Raw genomic sequence first — 23,016 nt, 5'->3', positions numbered from 1 at the left:
GCCGGGCGGCTGGTCTGTCAGTGCCCGGATGCTGCGCTGTCCGTGTCCTCGACGCCGCTGCCGGGGGATCACGGCACGCCGTGGGACGCAAGATGTGGTTACCGTTGCGCGCGGTCGCTGATGATCTCCGTCAGCGCAGTCTGCCGAGCCGGGAGGCCACCCTGATGTCCGACGAACCCATCCTGGTGCTTGCGGCCACCGGCGGTCAGGGCGGTGCCGTCACCGAAGCCCTGCTGGGCCGAGGGGCCACGGTGCGGGCATTGGTGCGGGATCCGGACAAGGAGAACGCGCGGGCTTTGGCGGCTCGGGGCGTCGAGGTCGTGAAGGGGTCGCTGAGCGACGGCGACTCGCTCGCCGCGGCCATGCGCGGGGTGGCGGGAGTGTTCGCGTTCACCACTCCCTTCGAGGCGGGCATCGAGGCCGAGGTGGCCCAGGGGCGGGCCATTCTGGAGGCGGCGCGGGCGAATCGGGTCCCGCATCTCGTGTTCAGTTCGGTGGCCGGGGCCGATCAGCGCAGCGGGGTCCCCCATTTCGAGAGCAAGGCGCGCATCGAGGCCGCTCTCGCCGCCGACGACGTGCCCTACACGATCCTCGGGCCGACGTATTTCTACGACAACGCGCTCGGCGGAGCCGAACGCATCGTGCTGAACGGAGCGCTCGACCTGCCCCTGCCGTCCGATCTGCCGTTGCAGCAGCTGGACCGGTCGGACCTCGGCGCCTTCGCGGCGGTGGTGCTGCTGCACCCGGCCCGCTATGCCGGGCGGCGGATCGAGCTGGCGAGTGACGCGCCCACACCCGCTCAGATGGCGACCGCTCTCACCTCGGCCGTGGGACGCGAGGTCCGTCATGAGCGCGTCCCGCTCGCGGCGGTGAGCAACCCGGACATGCACGCGATGTGGCGGTTCCTGAACGGCCCCGGATACCGCGTCGACATCCCCGCACTGCACGACGCCCATCCGAACGTCCCCTGGACCGGCTTCGCCGACTGGGCGCGGCGAACGTTCGAGACCGTTCGCTGAACGGTCCGACGGCTGCCGGTGTCGATCCCGGCTGAGCTCGGTTGTGTCGGCCGGATCCCAGGGCCCGGCATGCGTTACACAGGAGTTGACCAGGACGTCGGCTCCGGTGCGCGGGCGCTCACCGGGACGGCGGGCGTGCGAACGGCTGCCCCGATCGGGCAGGGAAACGGGCGGGACCAGTGGGCGAGCTGACGACCAATGACGGCGTGCGTCTGGTGTACCGCGACAGCGGGGGCGACGGCGTCCCGCTGATCCTGCTGCACGGCTGGGGCCAGACGCAGGAGATGTTCAGGCACCAGCTGGGCGGCTTGGCCCCCGCCCATCGCGTGATCACTCTCGATCTGCGCGGCCACGGCGTCTCCGACAAACCTCACCACGGCTACCGCGTCTCCCGCCTGGCCGCCGACGTCCTCGGCCTCGTCGACCAGCTGGGGCTCGACCGCTTCGACGCTCTCGGATGGTCGATGGGCGTGTCGGTGTGGTGGAGCTTCATGGATCAGTACGGCACCGGCCGCATCCGGCGCTTCGTCGCCGTGGACCAGCCCGCGGCCGTCGCCGCCGTGCCCTGGATGTCGTCCGAGGAGCAGCGCGAGTCCGGCGCGATCTTCGACGTGGCCGGGCTCCTCGCGCTCGGCGCCGCGCTCGCGGGCCCCGACGGCGACCGCGTCCACCACGACTTCGTGCGCGGCATGTTCTCCGGTGACCCGGACCCGGAGATCCTCGCCTTCGTCGCCGGGCAGATCAGCTCGACGCCCGCTCACGCAGGTGTCCCCCTGCTCTTCGACCACTGCGCTCAGGACTGGCGTGACCTGCTGCCGCGTGTGGACGTGCCGACGCTGGTGATCGGCTGTGAGGGAAGTCATGTCGAGCCCGGTTCCCAGCGGTTCATCGCGCACGAGATCCCGGACGCCCGGCTGCACGTCTTCCCGGCGAGCGAGGCGAACTCGCACTTCCCCTTCCTGGAGAACCCCTCGGCGTTCAACGCGGTGGTCGACAAGTTCCTGTCCGAGGAGATCACCCCGGACCGCTTCGCCACCGACTGACTCCTCTCGGCCGATCTTCTCGAAATCGGCCCGTGATCGAGGAACACCGGGCTGCTGTGCGCGGTTGCCTCCAACGAGTACCACCGCTGTCCCGGCCATCCGACCGGTACGCGCGCACTTGCCCGAAAGGTGAATGTCAGTGTTCCAGCACATCCTGGTCGCCATCGATCCGAGCCCCGCACGTCGCTCCGCGATACGTCTGGCAGGCGACTTGGCCCTGCTGACCCACGCCAAGGTCAGTGTCCTGCACATCGCCGCGTCGGCCGCCTCGATCGCCGCCGTCCTCCCGCTGGAGGACGACGCCGAGGCCAAGGCCGTCCTCGACGAAGCCGTGGCCGAACTGCGGGAGCGGGGGGTTGCGGCGGACGGCACGCTCGCCCACGGCCTGACCACGCAGATCCCCACCACCATCTCCACCGTCGCCGAGGAGGCCGGGGCCGACCTCATCGTCATCAGCCCCCACCACCGGGGCAGCGTCGAGGCCTTCTTCAACCCGCGCGTCAGCGACGCCGTCGCCCACGCCAGCCGCGTGGCGGTGCTGCTCGCTCCCGAGGGCCCGGACGAGCAGGAGAACTGACCTCCGGCCGTCTACGCCACAGACACAGACCGCCGAGGACCCCGCCCCGCTTGGTCGGCATGCCGGGCGGGGTCCTCGATGCCGCGGCCCCCTGACCCGCCCGCCGTCGACCGGCTCAGGTCTGCTCGAAGTGGCTGGCCCGGCCCTCGTGTCGTACCAGGCGTCCCAGGCGGGCCGCCTGGGCGCGGGGCATGAGGGCCCAGGTGCCGTCCGTGCGGCGCAGGGCCGCCGAGTGCCAAGGGGTGGTCCAGGCGTCGGGGGCGTCCAGGAGGCGGATGCCGAACTTGGGGGCGCCGATCGGCTGGGGGTGGATGGACAGGCGTATGGCCTCGGGGTGGTGCTCGGCGATCAGCGCGCCCCAGGCGCGGCTGCGCTGGATGACCCCGTACGCACGCCGACGGCACTCGCGCTGCAGGGCGGAGCGGGTGCCGATGTGGTCGGCGGTGTCCTCGACGAGGAAGCGGGTGATGCCCCGGTAGAGGGCGAGGGAGTGGGCGTCGGCGCGGGTCTCGGCGCGCAGGGCGTCCAGGGCGGGGGCGTAGCGGTCGTGGACGTGGGCGCGTTTCGTGTCGTGCGGGAGGTCGCCGAGGACGTCGCGCAGGTCGAAGACGGAGAGTCTGGTCAGGCCCAACCGGGATATGAGGACGCGTAGTTCGTCGGCGTAGGCGTCGATGTGCTCGTCGGGGACGCGGACGAGGTCGCCGAAGACGTGGCCGTCGGAGCAGATGATCACGTGGGCGCCGGGCGGGTGGATCCGCTCGATGTGCGTGCAGAGGGCGTGGAGGAAGGTCAGGGAGAGGCGCTCTCCCTGGTCGGGGAGGTGGCCCAGGACCTTGGCCGGGTTGGGGGACTTGCAGGGGAAGCCGGGCAGGGTGAACACGACGGGGGCGTCACGGCGTACGAAGTCGGTGATCAGCCGGAGTTGGTGGGGGAAGGCCTCCGCGGCGACGGGGGCGTGGTCGACCGTGCGGTGGTGGGGCAGGAGCAGATTCAGGATGGCGGCGCCGACGCTCGTGGGGCGGGTGTCGGGCGCGGTGGTCAGCGGCATGGCAGGTCTCCGGGGGGCTTGGATCGGGGCGCGATGGCATGACGGCATGGCGCCGTGGCGGGGGCCGGGCGCGCTGTCGGGAAGGTGGGGTCGCTCCGACGGGCCGGGGCCGGCCGGACTTGGGTCTTTCGTTTGGATCAGGCCGGATCAGGGAGCGGGGTCTGGTGCCGTGCATCGCAAGGCGGAGGAGGGCGTCATGGCGGAGCCATGGCAACCGACGACAACGCGGCGAGGCACGGCACCAGGGCCCGCGAGCCCGGCATGACCCAGACGAGAGGCCCTAGGCCCCGGTCAGGCGTGGGCCGGGGTCAGAGGCGTCGGTCGTAGCCGACGGGCAGGTGGTGGGCGCCTCGGCCGAGGACGGCCGGGATCCACTCGATGTCCTCGTCCGGGACGGCCAGACGCAGGCCGGGCAGCCGGGCGAGGAGCGTGCCCAGGGCGATCCGGAGTTCGACGCGGGCCAGCGCCGCGCCGGGGCAGAAGTGGATGCCGTGGCCGAAGGCGAGGTGGGGGTTGGGGCTGCGGTCGAGGTCGAGGGTGTCGGGGTCGGGGAAGCGGCGCGGGTCGCGGTTGGCGGCGCACAGGGAGACGATCACGGAGTCGCCGGCCGGAACCCTCGTGCCGTGCAGGTCGCTGTCCTGGTCGAAGAAGCGCCAGGTGGTCAGCTCGAAGGCGCTGTCGTGGCGCAGGAGTTCCTCGACCGCCCGGGGCAGCAGGTCCGGGTGCTCGCGCAGCCGGGCGAGCTGGTCGGGGTGGCGGAAGAGGGCGATGAGGGCGGTGGTGATCTGGTTGGTGACCGGTTCCTGTCCCGCCACCAGGAGCTGGAAGATCATCGAGTCCAGCTCCTCCGGGGACAGTTCGCCGCGGTCGCGGGCCACGACGAGGCGGCTGAGCAGGCCGTCGTCCCCGTGCTCGCGCTTGTGGGCGACGACGTCCGCGATGTAGACCTGCAGACCCTTCAGGCGTGCCTCGTAGCGCGGACGTCCGGGGTCGGTGGGGCCGACGGGCTGGACGACCTTGCCCCAGTCCCGGTCGAAGCGGTCCGCCAACTCCGGTGGCAGGCCGATGACTTCGGCGAGGACCCGGAAGGGGAAGTGGGCGGCGAAACCGGTGACGAGGTCGGCGGGACCGCTCTCGGGCAGGGCGTCGACGAGCCTGTCGGCCAGTTCCTGGAAACGGGGCCGGAGTTCCTCGACCCGGCGCGGGGTGAACGCGTCGGTGACCAGGCGCCGCATGCCCGTGTGCCGCGGCGGGTCCTGGTGCAGCAGGTGGACCTGGAGCTGGGAGTGCTGCGGCTCGGGCATGATCGAGGCGCGGGCGCGCCAGCGGTCGTTGCCGCGGTCGTGGTTCTTGCCCAGGCGGTCGTCGCCGAGCGCGGCATGGGCGGCTTCGTACCCGGTGACGAGCCAGGCCCGCACACCGCTGGGGAACAGGACCCGGTGGACGGGGCCGGCCTCGCGCATCCGCTCGTACAGGGGGTAGGGATCGGCCTTGTAGGGGCAGCCCATCAGCGGCACGGGGTCGGGGAGCGTCTCCCGGTCCATGGCCGTGCGGGGTTCCTGGGTGGTCATGCGGAGGCTCCTCAGAGGGCGAGTTCGGGCTGGTGGTGGTCCAGCCACAGGGCGAGGTCGACGACCCGTTCGAGGCGCAGGCGGTGCCCCCACTCCAGTCGGTCGGGCGGGGTGTCGAGGCAGGGTTTGACGCGGGTCTCGTCGGCCAGGGCGCGGACCTGCTCGGTGGCCAGGGCGTCGCGGGCCAGGTCCTGCAGACCGCGGTTGTAGTCGGGGTGGTGGGTGGCCGGGTAGTGGTTCTTGGGCCGGTGCAGCACGGAGTCCGGGGCCAGGCCGGCGCCCGACGCGCGCAGCAGGCTCTTCTCTCGGCCGTCGAAGCTCTTCAGCGCCCAGGGGGTGCTGAAGGCGTACTCGACGAGACGGTGGTCGCAGTACGGGACCCGCACCTCCAGGCCCTGGGCCATGCTCAACCTGTCCTTGCGGTGCAGGAGTTGGCGCAGCCAGCGGGTCAGGGACAGGTGCTGCATCTCGCGCTGCCGGTGCTCGGCCGGGCTCTCGCCGTCCAGGTGGGGCACGGCGGCGAGGGCCCCGCGGTAGGTGTCGTCGCGGAACTCGCCGATGCGGAGGTCGAGTTCCGGGTTCAGGGGCATGGCCGCCTCGTCGCCGGTGACCAGCAGCCAGGGGAACGTCTCGGCGGCGAGCGCCTTGGGGTTGTGGAACCAGGGGTAGCCGCCGAAGACCTCGTCGGCGGCCTCGCCGGACAGGGCGACGGTGGAGTGCCGTCGTATCTCCCCGAACAGCAGGTACAGCGAGGTGTCCATGTCGCCGACGCCGATGGGCGAATCCCGCGCGGCGACGACGGCCATGCGGTGCTCGGGGTCGAGCAGGGCGCGCGGGTCGAGGACGACGGTGCTGTGGTCGGTGCCGATGAAGGCGCCGGCCTCGGCGGCGTACGGGGTGTCGTGGCCGGTGCGCAGGACGTCGCCGGTGAACCGCTCGGCCTGGTCGCTGTAGTCGACGGCGTACGAGCGGATGCGAGCGCCGGGGCCTTCGCGCAGCCGGAGTTCGTCGGCGAGCAGGGCGGTCAGGACCGTGGAGTCGATACCGCCGGACAGCAGGCTGCACAGCGGGACGTCGGCCTCCAACTGGCCGCGCGCCGCCGAGCCGACCAGCTCCCCGATCCGCTCCACGGTGGTGTCCCGGTCGTCGGTGTGCGGACGGGCCTCCAGCTGCCAGTAGCGGCGTTCGCGGACGCCGTCCCGGTCCAGGACGAGGATGCCGCCGGGTTCGACCTCGCGCACCCCGGACCACACGGTCGGGCCGGTGTTGAACAGCAGACTGTACGCCTCCCGCAGTCCGTCGGCGTCCACCCGGGGCCGTATCTCCGGGTGGGCGAACAGGGCCTTGGGCTCGGAGGCGAAGGCCAGGCCGCCGTCGACGGCCGCCCAGAACAGGGGCTTGACGCCGAGGCGGTCGCGGACGAGCAGCAGCCGCTGGGCCCGTTCGTCCCAGACGGCGAGGGCGAACATGCCCTCCAGGTGATCGGCGAGGTTCTCGCCCCACTCGGCGTACGCCCGCAGCACCACCTCGGTGTCGCTGCGGGTACGGAAGTCGTGGCCGCGCCCACGCAGTTCGGACCGCAGCCGGTGGTGGTTGTAGATCTCGCCGCTGTAGCTGAGCACGAGGGCCGGCCGGTCGGGCCGATCGGTCATCGGCTGTACCCCGCCGGCCAGGTCGATGACGGCCAGGCGGCGGTGGCCGATCGCGGCGTGCTCGCCGAGCCAGACGCCCCGGGCGTCGGGGCCGCGCGGGGTGAGGGTCGCGGTCATGGCCTCGATGACCGGGGCCTGGGTGCGGGCGTCGTGGTGGAAGGACGCCCAGCCGGTGATTCCGCACATGGGGATGTCTCCTGGGTCAGGTGTGGGCGGCGTCGGGGGTGTTCTCCGGCACGCGGGCCGGTGGCCGCCCGGGCAGCGCGAGCAGGGGGACGGCGAGACAGGCGGCGGTGGCGGCCAGGGCGAGCCCGGCCCGGGCGCCGCCGCCGGGTCCGGTGAAGGCCCCGACCGCGGTGGCCAGGGCCGGGCCGAGGGTGAAGCCGAGGCTGCGGGCGAGCTGCACCGTGGAGCCGACGGTGGCCGCGCGGTCCGCCGGCGCGGCGCCCATGACCAGCGCCTGGGTCGGTCCGCCGTTCAGGCCCATGCCGATCCCGGCCAGCGCGAGCCGCCAGGCCACGTCCGCCGGAGACCAGTCGTCGCCGAGCGCCACCAGCAGGAGCAGGCCGGCCGCGGTGAGGACGGCGCCGGCCACGGCCACCGGGCGGGCGCCGGCGACGGTCACCGGGCGGGCGTCGCTGGGGGTCCCCCCGCGCGAGCGAGGCCGAGCGACGGGGAGGTCCGCGAGGCGTCCGGCCAGCGGTCCGGCCAGGCCCATGCCGAGCGGGAAGGCGAGGACGGTCAGCCCGGTCGTGGTGGCGCTGACCCCGTCGTCGCGCTGGAGGTGCAGCGCGACGACGTAGTGCATGGCGGCGAACGCGGCGGCCAGGGCCAGTACCGCCCCATGGGCCCGGAACAGTCCCGCGCCGCGCAGCGCCCCGGCCGCCGTGCGCCCGCTCGGACCGCGCAGCCACCACCACAACGGCGGCCCCGCGGCCACCGCGAGGGCGAGCCACACCGGGCCGCGCGACGCCAGGGTCAGCGCGAGCAGCAGGACGGCGACGCCGCCGGCCACCAGCAGGGCGTCCGCCGTGGCGCGCCGGTCGGGCGTGCGCAGCCCTCCGTCCGGCGGCATCGCCCGCCGGGCCACGAACAGCGCGAACAGGCAGAAGGGCACCTTGACCAGGAAGACGGCGTGCCAGCCCAGGTGGTCCAGGAGCAGGCCGCCGATCGCCGGTCCGGTCACCGCGCCCAGCGGGCCCAGGGTGGCGGGCACGCTCATCGCCCGGCCGCGCAGCTCCGGCCGTACGGATCGCATGGCCAGGAGCGGCATCAGGACGAACAGCACCGCTCCGCACACGCCCTGCGCGAGGCGGGCGGCGATGAGCCAGGCGGCCCAGGGCGCGGCGGCGGCCAGGACGCTGCACAGGCCGAAGCCGGCGGTGGCGGCCAGGACGGCGGACCGCATCCCCATCCCGTCGAGCCACCTGCCGACCGGCAACAGGAGGGCGACGACGGGCAGTTGGTAGCCGAGGACGGCCCACTGGGCGGTGGCGGCGGAGGTGTGGAGACCGTCGGCGATGTCCGCGAGGGCCATGTTGACGATGTTCATGTCGAGCATCGCCACGAACGACAGCACGCCCGCGACGGCCACCAGCAGCCAGCGGTCCTCGTCGACGGGGCCGTGGCCGGGCCGCTGCGAACCGGGCCTGCTCTCGGGCCGCTCCGAACCTGGCCTGTTCTGTGGCACCTTGGCGTCTCTCCCCCGGTCGGCGGGCAGCCGGCCGGCCGCCTCGTCCCACAAGTCGGGCGCGGGGTCGGGTGAGTTCCCGCGTCGCGTCATCCGGCGGCCGTCCGTATGGCCGCCGGTTCCTCGATGCCGGCCGGGGCCCGGTGGTCGAAGGCGATCAGCGGGTCGCCGGTGAGGGGGTGGTCGACCACGGTCGCCCGGACGCCGAACACCTCCGCCATCAACTCCGGTGTCAGCACCTCGCGCGGCCGTCCGGAGGCGACCACGGACCCGGCGTGCAGCACGTGCAGCCGGTCGCAGACGGAGGCGGCCGCGTTGAGGTCGTGCAGCGACACCAACGTCGTACGGCGTTGGCCGCGCAACAGGGCGAGCAGCTCCACCTGGTGGCGGATGTCGAGGTGGTTGGTCGGCTCGTCCAGCACGAGGACGTCGGGGTCCTGGGCGAACGCCCGGGCCAGCAGCACGCGTTGGCGTTCGCCGCCGGACAGGGCCGTGAACCGGCGGTCCGCCTGCCCGGCCATGCCGACGTCCGCCAAGGCGCGGGCGACCTTGTCCCGGTCGGTGGCGTCCTCGCCCGCGAAGGCCCGCTTGTAGGGCATACGCCCCATGGCCACGACCTCGCGCACGCTCAGCTCGAAGTCGCTTCCGCGTTCCTGCGGCAGCGCGGCCACGTGCCGCGCCGACCGCGCCGGGCTCAGCTCGCGCAGGTCGGTGCCCGACAGCAACACCCGTCCGGCGGCGGGTTTCAGATGCCGGTAGACGGTGCGCAGGAGCGTGGACTTGCCACTGCCGTTGGGCCCGACGAGCCCGGTGATCTCGCCCTCGGCGGCCACCAGACGGGCGTCGGCCACGACCGTGCGGCCCGCGTAGGCGACCCGCAGGTCCTCGATGTCGATCCTCAACTGCCGCTCCCCAGGCGTCGGTCCAGCAGATACAGCAGGGCGGGAGCCCCGAGCAGCGAGGTGACCACGCCGACCGGCAGCTCCTGCGCGTCCATCGCCGTACGACAGACGATGTCGACCACCACCAGCAGCAGGGCGCCGAACAGCGCGGAGAGGGGCAGCAGTCGCCGGTGGTCGCCGCCGACGACCAGGCGGCAGACGTGCGGCACCATCAGGGCGACGAAGGCGATCGCGCCGGAGACCGCGACCAGGACTCCGGTGAGCACGCTGGTCACGGTGAACAGCTCACGGCGCAGACGGGTGACGTCGATGCCGAGTCCGGCCGCCGTCTCGTCGCCCATGAGCAGGGCGTTCAGGCCACGGGCGCGGGCCTGGAGCCACAGCCCCGAGAGGGGTACGGCGACGGCGGGCACCGCCAGCAGCTGCCAGTTCGCCCCGCCGAGACTGCCCATGAGCCAGAACAGCACGCTGTGCGTCTGCTGTTCGTCCCCGGCCTGCAGGACGAGGTAGCTGGTGAAGCCGGACAGGAACTGGCCGATGGCCACGCCCGCCAACACCAGCCGCAGCGGGGCGAATCCGCCACCGCGCCGGGCCACGGCCCACACCAGGACGAAGGTGGCCAGGGCCCCCGCGAATGCGGCGCCGGACAGGCCGATGCCGAGGGCTCCGCCCGTGCCGAGTCCCAGCACGATGGCGGCGACCGTGCCGAGGGACGCGCCGTTGGAGATGCCGAGCAGATACGGGTCGGCGAGCGGGTTGCGGACCAGGGCCTGTACGGCCGTACCGACGAGCCCCAGTCCGGCGCCGACCAGTGCCGCCAACAGAGCGCGTGGGAGGCGTAGTTGCCACACGATCAGATCGTCGGTGCCCGCGCGCGGTGCCTCGCCCGACAGCCGCCGCCACACCACGCCCCACACCTCGGCCGGCGGGATGGAGGTCGAACCCCAGGCCACGGCGGCCGTGAGCGCGGCGAGCAGGGCCACGCCCAGGGCCAGCGCCAGCGGCCCCGCGGGCAGTCCGCGCGTTGCGGGGGCGGCGCCGTCCGCCTTGCGGCGCGCCAGGGTGAGGGCCACGGCTAGCCGACCTCGCCCGGGTAGAGGGTCTTGGCGATCGCCTCGACGGTGTCGGCGTTCGCGACTGAGGCGATGGTGGTCCGCTCCGAGCCGATGCGCAGGAAGTGGCCTTTCCGTACCGCCTTCAGGCCCTTGGTGGCGGGGTTGGACCTCAGCCACCGCTCGGCCTCGTCGAAGGCCTTGTCGTTCGCCTCCTCGCCGCCACGGTCGCGCACGCCGAGCTGGATCCAGTCGGGGTTCTTGGCGATCACGTCCTCCCAGCCGACCTGCCGGTAGTCGCCGTCGCAGTCGGCGAACACGTTGCGGGCGCCGGCCAGGGTGATCACGGCGTTGGCGATCTGCCGGTTGCAGGTGACGGTGGGCTGCTTGGTGCCGGCGTCGTAGTCGAAGAAGAAGTACGTCGGCCGCTTGCCCTCGGGCGTGCCGCCGATCGCCTTGTGGACGGCGTCCACCTTCTTCTTCATCCCGGCGACGAGTTCCGTGGCCTTCGCGCGCGTGCCGGTGACGGCACCGAGGGAGGTGATGTCGGCCTCGACGGCGGACAGATCGGTCACGGGGGCGTCGCCGTGCGCCGCGCACGCGGTGGACTTGAGGTAGATGTGCTTGATCCCGGCCGCCTCGAACTCCTCGGCCGTCGGCGCGTCCCCCATGCCGGAGCCGCCCATGCCGCCCATCGAGGCGAAGGTGTCGATGTACAGGTCGGCACCGGAGCCGAGCAGCTTCTCCTTCGGGATCACGCTCCGGCCGAGCACCTTCACCTGCTGGGCCTGCGCGTCCAGGGCGGCGGGCAGCGTGCCCTTGCCGGGCGGGAAGCCGGTGCCGACGACCCGGTCGCCGGCGCCGAGCCGGAGCAGCAGTTCCAGGCCGGAGGCGTTGCTGGTGACGATCTTCCGTGGTGCGCCGGAGAAGGTGGTCCCGGCGCCCGCGCAGTCGGTGACGGAGACCGGGTAGCCGCCGGTGACGGCCCTGCCGGCGTTCTCGTCCGACGTCTTGTCCGTCCCGCCTCCGCAGCCCGTCGCCAGCAGGCCGCCGAGCACGACGGCCGCCGTACTGCCCCACACACGAGAACGCATCGAACAACTCCCGGATCCACTCGGTACGCGGGTGACCCTCCGTCACCCGGTCCAGTAGTCGGGCCGAACGCGGCCCGAGTTCCCGAAGGTCGGCGAACTGGCTCGGACGGACCGCTCCCGCCCCCGAGTCGAGGTGGGTGGTGCCCGTCGGCTTCCGGCGGACACCACCCCTCGCAACGGTCTTGTCTCAGCCCACCAGCACGGCCGGTTCGGGCCGGTCCGCCTCGTCCAGCAGGTGTGTCAGGGTCGCCCGGGCGCGGGCGACGCGGGAACGGACCGTACCGACCGGGCAGTCGCTGACCTCGGCCGCCTCCGCGTAGGGCAGGCCGAGCAGTTGGGTGAGGACGAACGCCTCGCGGCGCTCCTGGGGCAGCGCGGCCAGCAGGTCGAGCAGCGCGATGCCGTCGTCGAAGCCGGGCAGGCCCTGCGGCTGGGCCAGCTCGACGGCCGTCCGCCAGTCCGGTACGTCGGCCAGGCGGGGCCGGGCGGCGGCGTACCGGTAGCTGTCGATCACCGCGCGGCGGGCGATGGACAGCAGCCAGGCGCGGGCCGACGAGCGGCCCTCGAAACGGTGCAGGCTGCCGAGCGCGCGCAGGAAGGTGTCCTGGGCGAGGTCGTCGACGGCCTGCGGATCCGCACACAGGTGGGCCACATAGCGCTGGACGTCGCGGTGCAGGGCGCGGACGAAGTGGTCGACCGCGTCCGCGTCACCGCCCCGGGCAGCGAGCGCCCACGCGGTCGTCGACTCGTCGAGCGCCGTCGTCGTGGCGCCCTGGTGGCGCGAGGTGGGCAGGGCAGGAGTCATCACCTGGTGTCCTTCTCGGTCATCCGTGATCCGGACCGGCGGCGGGCGAGCGCGCGCGGACGGTCCGGTGAGTGGGGAGACGGCCCTACGACGCGACGGCGCGCGGCGGCATCACCGCTACGGCGCCTGAACGGGCGTACGGCCACAGCCCGAGGCGCGATCGCGCGGCCTCGGGAAACCGGCTGTCGTCAGACGACAGCGCTCCCCACCGGCGGACCCCGAGAGGTGATCGAGTCGGTCAGCGGCGGACGCCGCGGCGCCCGCTCCGAGCCGCGGCGGCGCACGCCCGGACACGGACGGTCCGGGGTGACGGGCAGGGCGAGCAGCAGCCGCAGCGGTGCCGCCAGCCACCCGGCCACGGCACGCAGGATCCGGAAGGCGGCCCGTTCGCCGTGGGCCAGCCACAGGCCGCACAGCAGCGCGGCCAGCAGGTGGGCGGCGAGCATGCCGAACGACGACGAGCCGCCGTCCATGGAGTGGCCCATGTGTCCCAGGTGATCCATGTGGGACATGTGATCCATGCGGCTCATGTCCATGGAGTCCATGCGCATCGAGCCGCCCATGTCCATGGAACCCACGTTCACGGAGCCCACGCCGCCCATGTCCATGGAGACCGGGCCCCCGGACACCGACTGCGCGTAGGCGAACGCCTCGTGGAGCACCGTCTGGGCGGCGACCACGACCGTGACCACCAACGGCAGCCCGCGCTCACGCCCCGCCAGACACCAGCCCGCGGCACCGGTCAGGGCCACGCCGGCGGCCAGCGCCCACGCGGGCACGTCGCTCCCCGACATCAGGACGTGGCCCAGGGCGGCGAGCAGCACGCACACGGCCGCGAACACCGCGGCCCGTATCGTGCGAGAACACCACCCTGCTGTCATGGCGCCCCATCCTCGCATCCGGGCCTTGCTCGTCATGCGAGGGTACGCGGATCCACCGGGGCTCGGACTCACGCCGCGCGGTGTGATCTGGCTCATGACAACACGTGGGAACCCGGGGGCAGTTGAGCCCGACAACTGAGGTGGGCCGCTCCTGCGGCCACCCTCGGGTACCGGCGCTCACCAGCCGCTGCCGCTCGGCCGCATCACCACCGCCTCCGTCTCGACAGGCCCACTGTGCTCGAAGTACAGCGTGAACGGAACCAGGTCGCCCGCCCGCCAGCCCGCCCCGGCCCGCAGGGTCACGTCCAGGCCGTGCGGGGACATGTTCAGCTCACCGCCCGCCGGAACTGTGGCCGCCTTCAAGTCGGCCTTGTAGGCGGCTCCGTCGCCGGCGGAGCTGTGCCGGCCGAGGGTCATCTCCTGGGGCGCCGCGGACGACGTCACGCCGATCAACCGGTCGTCCGCGCCACCGACGTTGGTGATGTCGAAGAACGCCGCGGTCTGTGTGGTGTCGCCGTACGGCAGGAAGACCCGCCCGGCCGTGACGGAGATCCGGGCCGGGCTGCCCGCCTTCCCGGCCCCGACCCAGGTCGTCAGGACGGCGAGGGCCACGCTGCACGCGGCGATGGGCGTGAGCGCGGTGAACAGGGCCTCGGTCAGCCGGCGGCCGGTGGGCCGCCAGGGGTTCGGCTCGGTCATCGGGTACGCCTCCGGGCGGGTGAGGGCTGCCAGGCGCGCAGCCGCAGGCTGTTGCCGACCACGAGCAGCGAGCTGGCCGACATGGCGGCCGCGGCGAACATCGGGCTGAGCAGGCCGACCAGGGCGAGCGGCACGGTCACCGCGTTGTAGCCGAAGGCCCACACGAGGTTGGCGCGGATGGTGCCGAGCGTCCGCCGGGCCAGCAGGACGGCGTCCGCGAGTACCTCGATGTCACCGCGTACCAGCGTCACGTCGGCGGCTCCGATGGCGACGTCGGTGCCGCTGCCCAGGGCGATGCCCAGGTCGGCGCCGGCCAGCGCGGCGGCGTCGTTCACGCCGTCGCCGACGACCGCGACCCGAAGGCCCTGCTCCCGCAGGTCCGCCACGAGGCCGGCCTTGTCCTCGGGTGTGCAGCGGGCGTGCACCTCCTCGATGCCGAGGTCCGCCGCGACGGCGCGTGCGGGTGCCTCCCGGTCGCCGGTGGCGAGCACCGGACGCACGCCGAGACGCCTGAGCCGGTCCACGGCCCGGTAGCTGCCGGACCGTACGACGTCACCGATCTCGATCAGGGCCTCGACCGCCCCGTCCACGCGTACCAGGACGGGTGTGTGGGCGGCCGCGTCGGTGACGGACATCGCGTCCGCAAGGGCGCCGGGCACCTCGTCGTCGGGGGCGAGGACTTCGACCAGCCGACCCTCGACGCGGCCGCGCACTCCCTGCCCGGGCACGGCGGTGAACCCGCTCACCTCGGGCAGCGGCCGCTCGGGCAGTGCCTGCCGGGCGTACGCGGTGACGGCCCGGCCCAGCGGGTGTTCCGAGCCCTGCTCGACCGCGCCCGCCAGCCGCAGCACGGCCTCCGCTCCCAGGCCGCCGGGCACGGCCGTGACCCGGGCGACGCTCATGTGGCCGGAGGTGAGGGTGCCGGTCTTGTCGAGCACGACGGCGTCGATGTGCCGCAACCCCTCCAAGGCCTGCGGTCCGCCGACGAGGACGCCGAGTCGGGCGCCCCGGCCGGTGGCGGCCATGAGCGCGGTCGGCGTCGCCAGGCCCAGCGCGCAGGGGCAGGCGACGACGAGGACGGCCACGGACGCGGTGACGGCGGCCTGTGGATCGGCACCGGCGCCGAGCCAGAAGCCGAGCGCGGTCACGGCCAGCGCCAGGACGCAGGGTACGAAGACCTCGGCCACCGAGTCGGCCAGCCGCTGCGCCCGCGCCTTGCCCGCCTGCGCCTCGCTCACCAGCCGGATGATGCGGGCGAGTTGGGTGTCGGCGCCGACGGCGGTCGCCCGTACGAGCAGCAGCCCGCCGGCGTTGACGGCTCCGCCGACCAGGGTGGAGCCGGGGCCGACCTCGACGGGTTCGCTCTCCCCGGTGACCAGGGACAGGTCCACCGCGGAGTTGCCCTCCACCACCTCGCCGTCGGTGGCGACCCGCTCTCCCGGCCGTACGACGAAGACCTGCCCGACCCCCAACTCCTCGATCGGCACCCGCCGTTCGGACGTGCCCTCGCGCACCGACACGTCCTTGGCGGCGAGCCGGGCGAGCAAGCGCAGCGCCGCCCCGGTTCCGCGCCGGGCACGCGCCTCCAGGAAGCGCCCCGCCAGGACGAACAGCGGTACGCCGACGGCCGCTTCGAGGTAGACGTGGGCCACGCCGTCCGGGGCGGAGGGCACCAGGCTGAACGGCATCCGCATCCCGGGCTGCCCGGCGCCCCCGAGGAAGAGCGCGTACGCGGACCAGGAGAAGGAGGCCGCCACGCCCAGCGACACCAACGTGTCCATGGTCGCCGCCGAGTGCCGCAGCCCGCGCAGCGCCCGCGCGTGGAACGGCCGACTGCTCCACACGGCGACGGGGGCGGCAAGCGCGAAGCACAGCCATTGCCAGTTCCGGAACTGCAGGCCGGGCACCATGGACAGGGCGAGCACCGGCACGGCGAGCAGGGCGGTGACCACGAGCCGCTCACGCTCGACCCGCGCGCTCTCAACATCACTGTCGTCCGGTTTACGCGATTTATTCCCATTGCCCGCATGCCGCTGTTCCCTGGGCGGTTCGGGAAGCGCGGCCGTGTACCCGGCCTGCTCGACGGCCGCGACCAGTTCTTCGGCGGCGATCTCCGCCGGATGACTCACCCGGGCCCGCCCGGTGGCCAGGTTGACGGTCGCCGTGACGCCCTCCAGCCTGCCGAGCTTCTTCTCGACCCGTCTGACGCAGGCCGCGCAGGTCATACCACCGACGGTCAGATCGGTCGTGACCCGGGTGCCCACGGCTTCCGCGCCCATCAGTGACTCCCCCCGTGCGGATCCCCGGTGTCGCCCATGTCCCCCATGCGGTCCATGCCCCCTCCCCCGCCGCCCCCGCGGTCGGTCCCGCCGCCGTGCATGCCGGGCGCGACGGGTCCCGCCGCGGCGCCGATGGCGTACGACAGCGTGAACATCAGGGCCAGGAGCAGGAGGAACCCGCAGAGGGCGGGCGGGGGTACCCACCCGCGTGCCACCGCGTCCGCGCCAAAGGAGGAATGCCGGGACTCGTCCATCAACCGTGTCTCCAGATCACGTGTGTACGGCGTCACTCGGATCGAGCCGCACCACTTCAGGAGTCGGACCGAGGGCCCGCCGAGTTCCGAGGGGTGCCCCCGACGCCACGGGGTCCGGCCAACCTCCGCTATGTTCGGTCCGATCATCAGACATACGGAGCCGGGGTGCAGAAGACAGACGAACTGGCCGAAGGCCAGGCAACCGCGGCCGTTCCCCCGGGACAGGCCGCCGAAGCGCCGGGGGGCGAGCCGCCCCGGTACTGGCCGCTGCTGCTCGTGGCCGCCGCGATCCTGCCCGGTGCGGCGCTGGTCCTCGTCGGCCAGTCGGTCAGCGGACCGGCTCTTCAGGCCTGGCGGACCGTCTGCCTGTCGGTCACGGTGCAGGCGCTGCCCTTCCTGCTGCTGGGGACGGCCCTGTCCGGCGCCATCAACGCGTTCGTGCCGGCCGAGGTGTTCAACCGCATCCTGCCCCGGCGTCCCGTGCTCGCCGTGCCCGTCGCCGGAGCCGCCGGCGTCGTACTGCCCGGTTGCGAATGCGCGTCGGTCCCGGTCGCGAACAGTCTGATCGGCCGGGGCGTCACCCCGGCCGCCGCCTTCGCGTTCCTGCTGTCGGCGCCGGCCATCAACCCCGTCGTGCTGACCGCCACCGCCATCGCCTTCCCCGGCCGGCCCACCATGGTGCTGGCCCGGCTGCTCGCCTCCCTGGCCACCGCCACGGCGATGGGCTGGCTGTGGCTCTGGCGCGGCCGCACCGAATGGCTCAGGCCCGCCGCACGACACACCGGCCACCGCCCGGGCCACAGCCGCTGGAGGGAGTTCCGGACCGGATTCCAGCACGACTTCCTGCACGCGGGCGGCTTCCTCGTCGTCGGGGCCATGGCGGCGGCCACCTTCAACGTGGCCGTCCCGCGCTCCGTACTCGACGCGTTCTCCGGTTCGCCCTGGCTGTCCGTGCTGTTCCTGGCCGCGCTCGCCATCGTGCTCGCCGTGTGCTCCGAGGCCGACGCGTTCGTCGCGTCCTCGCTCACCGGCTTCTCGCCGCTGGCGCGGCTGACCTTCATGGTGGTGGGTCCGATGGTCGACCTGAAGCTGATCGCCCTGCAGGCGGGCACCTTCGGCCGTGCCTTCGCGATCCGCTTCTCCACCGCGACGACCGCCGTCGCCATCCTGTGCAGCGTGGTGATCGGAGGCGTGCTGCTGTGAAACGACCTCTCCAGACCATCCTGCTCGCTCTCAGCGGCCTCGGTCTCCTGCACGCTTCGCTCTTCACCGACCTGTGCCTCAGGTACGTCAAGGCGGGCATGCGTCCGGCGCTGATCGCGTCGGGGGCGGTACTGCTCGCCCTGGCGGTGGCCGAGGCATGGCCACGCCGCCGCCCGGGCCGGGGTACCGAACCGGCGGCGCACGAGGAGACCGACGACGGTCACCACCACACGGATGACGATCACGCCGGACACGGCCACGACCACTCCGGCGTACCCCGGGTCGCCTGGCTGCTGCTCCTGCCCGCGCTGAGCCTGCTGTTCTACGCCCCACCGGCCCTGGGCGCCTACACCGCCTCCCGGCAGGCCCCCGAGGCCGTCCCCGAGCGGGAGCACTTCGACCCGCTGCCCTCGACCTCGCCCGTCCCGATGACCCTCACCGACTTCACCAGCCGGGTGCAGCAGGACCGCAAACAGGCCATCAAGGGGCGCGGCATCCAGATGACCGGCTTCGTCACGCCCGGCGGCCGGGGCGACGGCTGGTACCTGACCCGGATCATCCTCACCTGCTGCGCGGCGGACGCCCAGTCGATCAAGATACGGATCTACGGGACCCCGGCCCTGCCCGCCAACACCTGGGTGAGCGTCACGGGAACCTGGCACCCCGGCGGGGCACTGGGCACGAAATCCGCCCAGGTCGCCCTCGACGCCCACACCGTCAAGAAGATCACCCGCCCGTCCAACGGCTACACGGACGCCCTTCCGTTCCCCGCCCCCTGAGGCCGGTCACTCGCGCGGCGGGAGCCGGTAGACGGAGACGTGGGAGCGTGACTCGGCGGTGAACTCGGTGCCGGTCCAGTCCGCGTGTCTCGACTCCAGGTCGAAACCGGCCAGTTGGGCCATGAGGTCGAGCTCGGCGGGCCAGATGTAGCGGTGCGGGGTGCGGAACAGCTGGGCCTGCTCGGTCGCGTCGATGCGGAAGTGGTGCGAGACGACGTGCTGGCGCAGGACGTCGTAGGTGTCCAGGCCGATGTAGTCGGGGTCGGTGCGCCAGACGGTGGCCGTCTGGCCCGGGGGGAGCTTGCGCAGCTCCGGCACCCACAGCTCGATGACGAATCGGCCGCCGGGTGCGAGGTGGCGGGCGGCGTTGCGGAAGCACTCGACCTGCTCGGCCTGGGTGAGCAGGTTGGCGATGGTGTTGTACACGAGATAGACGAGGGCGTACTTCCCGGGAGCGGCGGTGGTCGCCATGTCGCCGATGATCACGGGGATGGTCGCTTCGTCCGCCTTGGTGCGCAGCCGCTCCACCATCGCGGGCGACAGCTCGATACCGGTGACCGGGACTCCGCGCTCGACGAGCGGCACGGCCACCCGTCCCGTCCCGACGGCGAATTCCAGCGCCGCGCCCCCGCCCGCGAGCCCGGCGAGCCGGTCCACCGCCGGCGTCAGTACCTCCGGCGCGAACATGCCGGTGCCGGGGGTGTCGTACCGCCGCGCGGTCTCGGCGTCCCAGATGTCGTCCTGCAGCATGACGTTCACACTCGCCGCAGGTCCGCGCGATGTCGAGCGAATTACCGCGGGTACGCGGGAGGGCTTGTCGCGCGCCCCCGAGTCTGATTGGGTACCGCGCACCCCGTGTGCGACGGGTGCGGAACACGGACAGGGAGCGGGCGGGGTGCATCCGACGGTACGACAGGACATCGAGGGGCCGTTGCCCGAAGGCCTCGGGCAGGCGATCCGGGACACCGCCGGTGACATCGCCGCACTGTTGCGGAACGTGTCCGACAGCGGCGCCGCCGTACCGAACTCGCAGTGGACGATCGGTGAGGCGGCCGCGCATCTGGCGCTGGCCAACGAACTGATGGCCGATCTCGTGCTGGGGCGTGAACGCCCTTACGGGGACGGCACACCGCAGAGTCTGGCGACGGCCAACGAGGAGTCCCTCGCCGCGTTCGAGGAGCGCCGGGCGCAGCCCCTCGCGGCGATGATCATCGAGCAGGCCGAGGTGTTCCTGGAGGCCGTGGAACGGACCGGGGCGCAGGCCGACGGCGGCGCCGACAGCCGGCCCCTGCTGACCCCTCTCGGTCCCCTGGACCAGGCCACTCTCGCGTCCTATCTGCTGACGCACATGCTGGGCCACGGTTACGACCTCGCCCGCGCGGTGGGCCGCCCGCACATGATCGACCGCGACCGTGTGGGGCTGTGTATGCCCTTCATGCTCCAGGTCATGCCCCGCGTCGCCGATACCGCGGCCATCAGCGGCCTCACGGCCCGGTACGCGATACGTCTGCGCGGCGGCGCGACCATCGGCGTCGCCCTCAGCGACGGCACCGTGCGGGTGACCCCGGGGCGGCCGGACAGTCCGGACTGCACCATCCTCATCGAGCCCGTCACTTTCCTGCTCATCGCGCTGGGTCGGCGCAATCCATATGGGGCGATGGCCCGGGGGCAGGTTCTGGCCTGGGGACGCAAACCCTGGCTCGCGCCGCGCTTCCCGAACCTGTTCACCGCGCCCTGACACACAACACCCGTGTCCCGCCGGGAGCGTGGTCGCGATATCGAACGCAACGGGGCGCAAACAAACAGGGCCACCCACCCGTATCATCACTGCACTGAACGACCCGGCAACAATTCGCCAGGCCACCGAACCAAGGAGCGCCGGCACATGACTGAGCACACGGCTCCCGCCACCGAGTTGGCATCGCAGTACATCAACCAGGTCACCAGCGACCTTGAGCGCAACGTCAAGGAACAGGAACGCATCGGCGCGGAAATCGCCGCGTTGCAGGAGCAGTTGGGTGTGCTCCAGCGTGACCACTCCGTCCTCGTGAATGTGCAGGAGGCGCTCGGAATCGCGGCGATGCCGCACAGCGCGGAAAAGAGTTCGACGCCGCCGACGGCGGAAAAGGCGGCGCCCCGGACCGCGGAAAAGAGCACGGAAAAGGGTTCCGTCCCCGCGCAGAAACGGCGCAAGCCCGCGAAGGCGCCCGCGAAGACGACCTCGAAGACGCCCGCCAAGAAGCGGACCAGAACTCCTGTCGCCGCACCCAAGGCACCCACGTCCGACCAGCCCACGCTGGTGGAACTCGTCCGCGCCTACCTCGTCGACCAGCGCGAACCGCGTTCCTCGGCGGAGGTCGCCACCGCCCTCGGCCAGATCCACCCCGATCGTGGCGTCAAGACGACAGTCGTGCGCACCACCCTCGAAAATTTGGTCGCCAGGAACCAGGCTCACCGCACCAAGCAGGGCACGTCGGTCTTCTACACCGCCCCCGACACGGCCAAGGAGGCACCGGCGCCGGAGGCCGACGGTCAGCCGAGCGAGACCGAGTAGGACCGAGCCGGCCTGAGCAGGACCGAGGCCTGAATAGGCCTCGGTCAGCGGTCGTCGCGGTCGGTTGTGCCGAGGAGTTCCGCCACCAGCCGGCGGGCATACGTGCCGTCGAGCCCGGCGGGGCGGAAGAGGATGCGGTACATCAGGGGCGCGACGACGCGGTCGACGACCGTTTCGACACCCGGAGTGTCCTCCCCGCGTTCGGTCGCGCGGCCGAGGATGACGTCGATCTGCTCGGCCGCATAGGCGGAGCACTGGCCGGCGTTGCGGCCGTCCGGGTCGCCGAGCAGGGCGTCGCGGATGTAGGCCCGGCCGCTCGCGGACGCCATCTCGTCCAGGAACTGCTCGGCCCAGGCGGTCAGATCGGCCGACAGGTCACCCTGGTCCCGGGGCACGGTGTCGGGCCGCAGCCGCTCGACCGCCACGTCCGACAGCAGTTCCTTCAGGTCGCCCCAGCGACGGTAGATCGTGGACGGGGTGACGCCCGCCCGCTGGGCCACCAGCGGGACCGTCAGGGCGTCGCGGCCCACCTCCGACATGAGTGCGCGCACGGCGTCGTGCACCGATGCCTGGACCCGCGCGCTGCGACCGCCGGGGCGCACCATCTGCCTGCTCATGCGACCACCTTAAAGCGAATTCCTTGCGTCTAGGCCCTTCAGCTGCGGCCCCGGCGGGCCCAGCAGCTGCATGCCGATGGAGGCCAGGGTGCCTGGCGACACCCGGGACCAAAAGCTAAATGTTTGCGTTAGTCGCCCGTAGGACCTACGGTGACTTAACGCAAACTCCTTGCCTTAAGGGCTCGCCGTACGGCACGCCGGCACCGCCCGTGACCACCTCCGCCAGCGACCGAGGAAACGACGGACCATGCACGCACCGCAGACCTTCACCGGCCCCTCCTGGACCGTGGGCGACGTCACCGTCCACCGCATCGACGAGGCACCCCTGCCACCACAGACGGGACCCTGGCTGCTCCCCGGCGCCACCACGGACGTGGTCACGGAACAGGGCTGGCTGCGCCCCGACTTCGCCGGCCGGGACGGCGTCCTGCGCCTGGACAGCCACAGCTTCGCCTTCGAGGCGGGTGGGCTGAGGGTCCTGGTCGACACCGGCATCGGCAACGGCAAGACGCGGGCCAACCCGGCCTGGCACGACCTGCGGACCGACTACCTGACGCGGCTGACCGACGCCGGTTTCTCCCCGGAATCCGTCGACCTGGTGGTCCTCACCCACCTCCACACCGACCACGTCGGCTGGAACACGCGCGAGGCGAACGGCACTTGGGTGCCGACCTTCCCGAACGCGCGTTACCTCGTCTCCCGTACCGAGCGGGAGTTCTGGGCGGGCTACGCCATGGACGAACCTCGTCGGCAGATGTTCCGTGACTCCGTGACGCCGGTCGAGGAGGCGGGACTGCTCGACCTGGTCGACATCCCGGCCGAGGGCACCGAGATCGCCCCCGGCCTGCGCCTGATCCCGACGCCGGGGCACACTCCGGGACACCTCGCCGTCGAACTCGGCAGCCGGGACGGCCGGGCACTGATCACCGGCGACTGCATCCACCACCCGGTCCAGCTCGCCCACCCCGCCATCGGCGCGTGCGTCGACATCGACCCCGAGCGGTCCGAGGCCACCCGCCGCGAACTCCTCGCCTCCCTGGCCGACACGAACACCCTGCTGCTGGGCACCCACTTCCCGCCGCCCACCGCCGGCCGCGTGATCACCCACGAGGACGCCTACCGGCTCACGCCCGTGCCCGCGGCCTCGCACTGACCGGGTGACCGGCTTCCGGTGCTCTCGGCCGGTACAGGCACGCGGGCGGGGGCCCAGGCGAGGTTGCCGGGGGCCAGGGCGCGGGCCGCGGGCCGCGCTTGCGCCGGCGGGGGGCGCATGAGCCCACCGTGAGGGGGATAGGGC

The 23,016-nt window shown here is 72.7% G+C and carries 22 protein-coding genes; 8 read left to right on the top strand and 14 right to left on the bottom strand.

The genetic code is table 11. The annotated features are described in order from the left end of the window. Positions 1-164: 164 nt before the first annotated feature. The 3 genes from ACWGKT_RS24730 (at position 165) to ACWGKT_RS24720 (ending at position 2,639) form a co-directional block, all read left to right on the top strand. On the top strand, positions 165-1,019 hold the full coding sequence (locus tag ACWGKT_RS24730; RefSeq protein ID WP_453275411.1) for an NmrA/HSCARG family protein: 855 nt from the start codon (positions 165-167) through the stop codon (positions 1,017-1,019). Positions 1,020-1,198: 179 nt separating this feature from the next. After that, the gene (locus ACWGKT_RS24725) at positions 1,199-2,062 is read left to right on the top strand and encodes an alpha/beta fold hydrolase (RefSeq protein ID WP_453275410.1); all 864 of its coding nucleotides are present in this window, start codon (positions 1,199-1,201) and stop codon (positions 2,060-2,062) included. A gap of 139 nt (positions 2,063-2,201) precedes the next feature. Further along, complete coding sequence (locus ACWGKT_RS24720; RefSeq protein ID WP_453275409.1) at positions 2,202-2,639, top strand: universal stress protein; 438 nt, start codon at positions 2,202-2,204, stop codon at positions 2,637-2,639. Positions 2,640-2,754: 115 nt separating this feature from the next. Here ACWGKT_RS24720 and ACWGKT_RS24715 read toward each other — a convergent pair whose 3' ends face one another. From ACWGKT_RS24715 to ACWGKT_RS24660, 12 genes are all read right to left on the bottom strand, one after another. Then, positions 2,755-3,687, bottom strand: a complete 933-nt coding sequence (locus ACWGKT_RS24715; protein WP_453275408.1) for an L-tyrosine/L-tryptophan isonitrile synthase family protein — start codon at positions 3,685-3,687, stop codon at positions 2,755-2,757. Between the two features lie 308 nt (positions 3,688-3,995). Beyond that, complete coding sequence (locus ACWGKT_RS24710) at positions 3,996-5,258, bottom strand: cytochrome P450 family protein (RefSeq protein ID WP_453275407.1); 1,263 nt, start codon at positions 5,256-5,258, stop codon at positions 3,996-3,998. A gap of 11 nt (positions 5,259-5,269) precedes the next feature. Beyond that, entirely contained in the window at positions 5,270-7,096 is a 1,827-nt protein-coding gene (asnB, locus tag ACWGKT_RS24705; RefSeq protein ID WP_453275406.1) for an asparagine synthase (glutamine-hydrolyzing), read from the bottom strand. A gap of 16 nt (positions 7,097-7,112) precedes the next feature. Then, positions 7,113-8,693, bottom strand: a complete 1,581-nt coding sequence (locus tag ACWGKT_RS24700) for an MFS transporter (protein WP_453275405.1) — start codon at positions 8,691-8,693, stop codon at positions 7,113-7,115. Then, positions 8,690-9,502, bottom strand: coding sequence for an ABC transporter ATP-binding protein (locus tag ACWGKT_RS24695; protein ID WP_453275404.1), 813 nt, complete (start codon positions 9,500-9,502; stop codon positions 8,690-8,692). Before ACWGKT_RS24695 ends, ACWGKT_RS24700 begins: the two co-directional genes overlap by 4 nt. Beyond that, positions 9,499-10,575, bottom strand: coding sequence for a FecCD family ABC transporter permease (locus ACWGKT_RS24690; RefSeq protein WP_453275403.1), 1,077 nt, complete (start codon positions 10,573-10,575; stop codon positions 9,499-9,501). The genes ACWGKT_RS24695 and ACWGKT_RS24690 overlap by 4 nt, the downstream gene beginning before the upstream one ends. 2 nt (positions 10,576-10,577) lie before the next feature. After that, entirely contained in the window at positions 10,578-11,648 is a 1,071-nt protein-coding gene (locus ACWGKT_RS24685; RefSeq protein ID WP_453275402.1) for an ABC transporter substrate-binding protein, read from the bottom strand. A 187-nt stretch (positions 11,649-11,835) separates the two neighbouring features. After that, a complete protein-coding gene (locus ACWGKT_RS24680; RefSeq protein WP_453275401.1) occupies positions 11,836-12,456 on the bottom strand; it encodes a sigma-70 family RNA polymerase sigma factor in 621 nt (206 codons plus the stop codon). A gap of 185 nt (positions 12,457-12,641) precedes the next feature. Continuing rightward, entirely contained in the window at positions 12,642-13,334 is a 693-nt protein-coding gene (locus ACWGKT_RS24675; protein WP_453275400.1) for a hypothetical protein, read from the bottom strand. 177 nt (positions 13,335-13,511) lie between these two features. Continuing rightward, on the bottom strand, positions 13,512-14,033 hold the full coding sequence (locus tag ACWGKT_RS24670; RefSeq protein WP_453275399.1) for a copper chaperone PCu(A)C: 522 nt from the start codon (positions 14,031-14,033) through the stop codon (positions 13,512-13,514). Continuing rightward, on the bottom strand, positions 14,030-16,312 hold the full coding sequence (locus ACWGKT_RS24665) for a heavy metal translocating P-type ATPase (protein WP_453275398.1): 2,283 nt from the start codon (positions 16,310-16,312) through the stop codon (positions 14,030-14,032). The genes ACWGKT_RS24670 and ACWGKT_RS24665 overlap by 4 nt, the downstream gene beginning before the upstream one ends. Next, positions 16,312-16,566: a hypothetical protein gene (locus ACWGKT_RS24660; protein ID WP_356142565.1), complete on the bottom strand. Its 255-nt coding sequence runs from the start codon at positions 16,564-16,566 to the stop codon at positions 16,312-16,314. Before ACWGKT_RS24660 ends, ACWGKT_RS24665 begins: the two co-directional genes overlap by 1 nt. A 183-nt stretch (positions 16,567-16,749) precedes the next feature. Here ACWGKT_RS24660 and ACWGKT_RS24655 point away from each other — a divergent pair, with 183 nt between their 5' ends. After that, entirely contained in the window at positions 16,750-17,769 is a 1,020-nt protein-coding gene (locus ACWGKT_RS24655) for a permease (protein WP_453275505.1), read from the top strand. Further along, positions 17,766-18,548, top strand: a complete 783-nt coding sequence (locus tag ACWGKT_RS24650; RefSeq protein ID WP_453275397.1) for a TIGR03943 family putative permease subunit — start codon at positions 17,766-17,768, stop codon at positions 18,546-18,548. Before ACWGKT_RS24655 ends, ACWGKT_RS24650 begins: the two co-directional genes overlap by 4 nt. 6 nt (positions 18,549-18,554) lie before the next feature. Here ACWGKT_RS24650 and ACWGKT_RS24645 read toward each other — a convergent pair whose 3' ends face one another. Beyond that, complete coding sequence (locus ACWGKT_RS24645) at positions 18,555-19,298, bottom strand: class I SAM-dependent methyltransferase (protein ID WP_356142570.1); 744 nt, start codon at positions 19,296-19,298, stop codon at positions 18,555-18,557. Between the two features lie 145 nt (positions 19,299-19,443). On the opposite strand from ACWGKT_RS24645, the gene ACWGKT_RS24640 reads away from it, so the two are divergent. Then, the gene (locus ACWGKT_RS24640; RefSeq protein ID WP_453275396.1) at positions 19,444-20,286 is read left to right on the top strand and encodes a maleylpyruvate isomerase family mycothiol-dependent enzyme; all 843 of its coding nucleotides are present in this window, start codon (positions 19,444-19,446) and stop codon (positions 20,284-20,286) included. A gap of 147 nt (positions 20,287-20,433) precedes the next feature. After that, positions 20,434-21,102 carry a hypothetical protein gene (locus ACWGKT_RS24635; RefSeq protein WP_453275395.1) on the top strand — a complete coding sequence of 223 codons (669 nt, stop codon included), beginning with the start codon at positions 20,434-20,436 and terminating at the stop codon, positions 21,100-21,102. Between the two features lie 44 nt (positions 21,103-21,146). On the opposite strand, the gene ACWGKT_RS24630 is transcribed toward ACWGKT_RS24635, so the two are convergent. Then, complete coding sequence (locus ACWGKT_RS24630; RefSeq protein WP_453275394.1) at positions 21,147-21,719, bottom strand: TetR/AcrR family transcriptional regulator; 573 nt, start codon at positions 21,717-21,719, stop codon at positions 21,147-21,149. A 247-nt stretch (positions 21,720-21,966) separates the two neighbouring features. On the opposite strand from ACWGKT_RS24630, the gene ACWGKT_RS24625 reads away from it, so the two are divergent. Next, positions 21,967-22,872, top strand: coding sequence for an MBL fold metallo-hydrolase (locus tag ACWGKT_RS24625; RefSeq protein ID WP_453275393.1), 906 nt, complete (start codon positions 21,967-21,969; stop codon positions 22,870-22,872). Positions 22,873-23,016: the final 144 nt, after the last annotated feature.

It is taken from the genome of Streptomyces sp. NPDC054794, from assembly GCF_053611585.1.
This window is presented reverse-complemented; position numbering and strand designations above follow the sequence as displayed.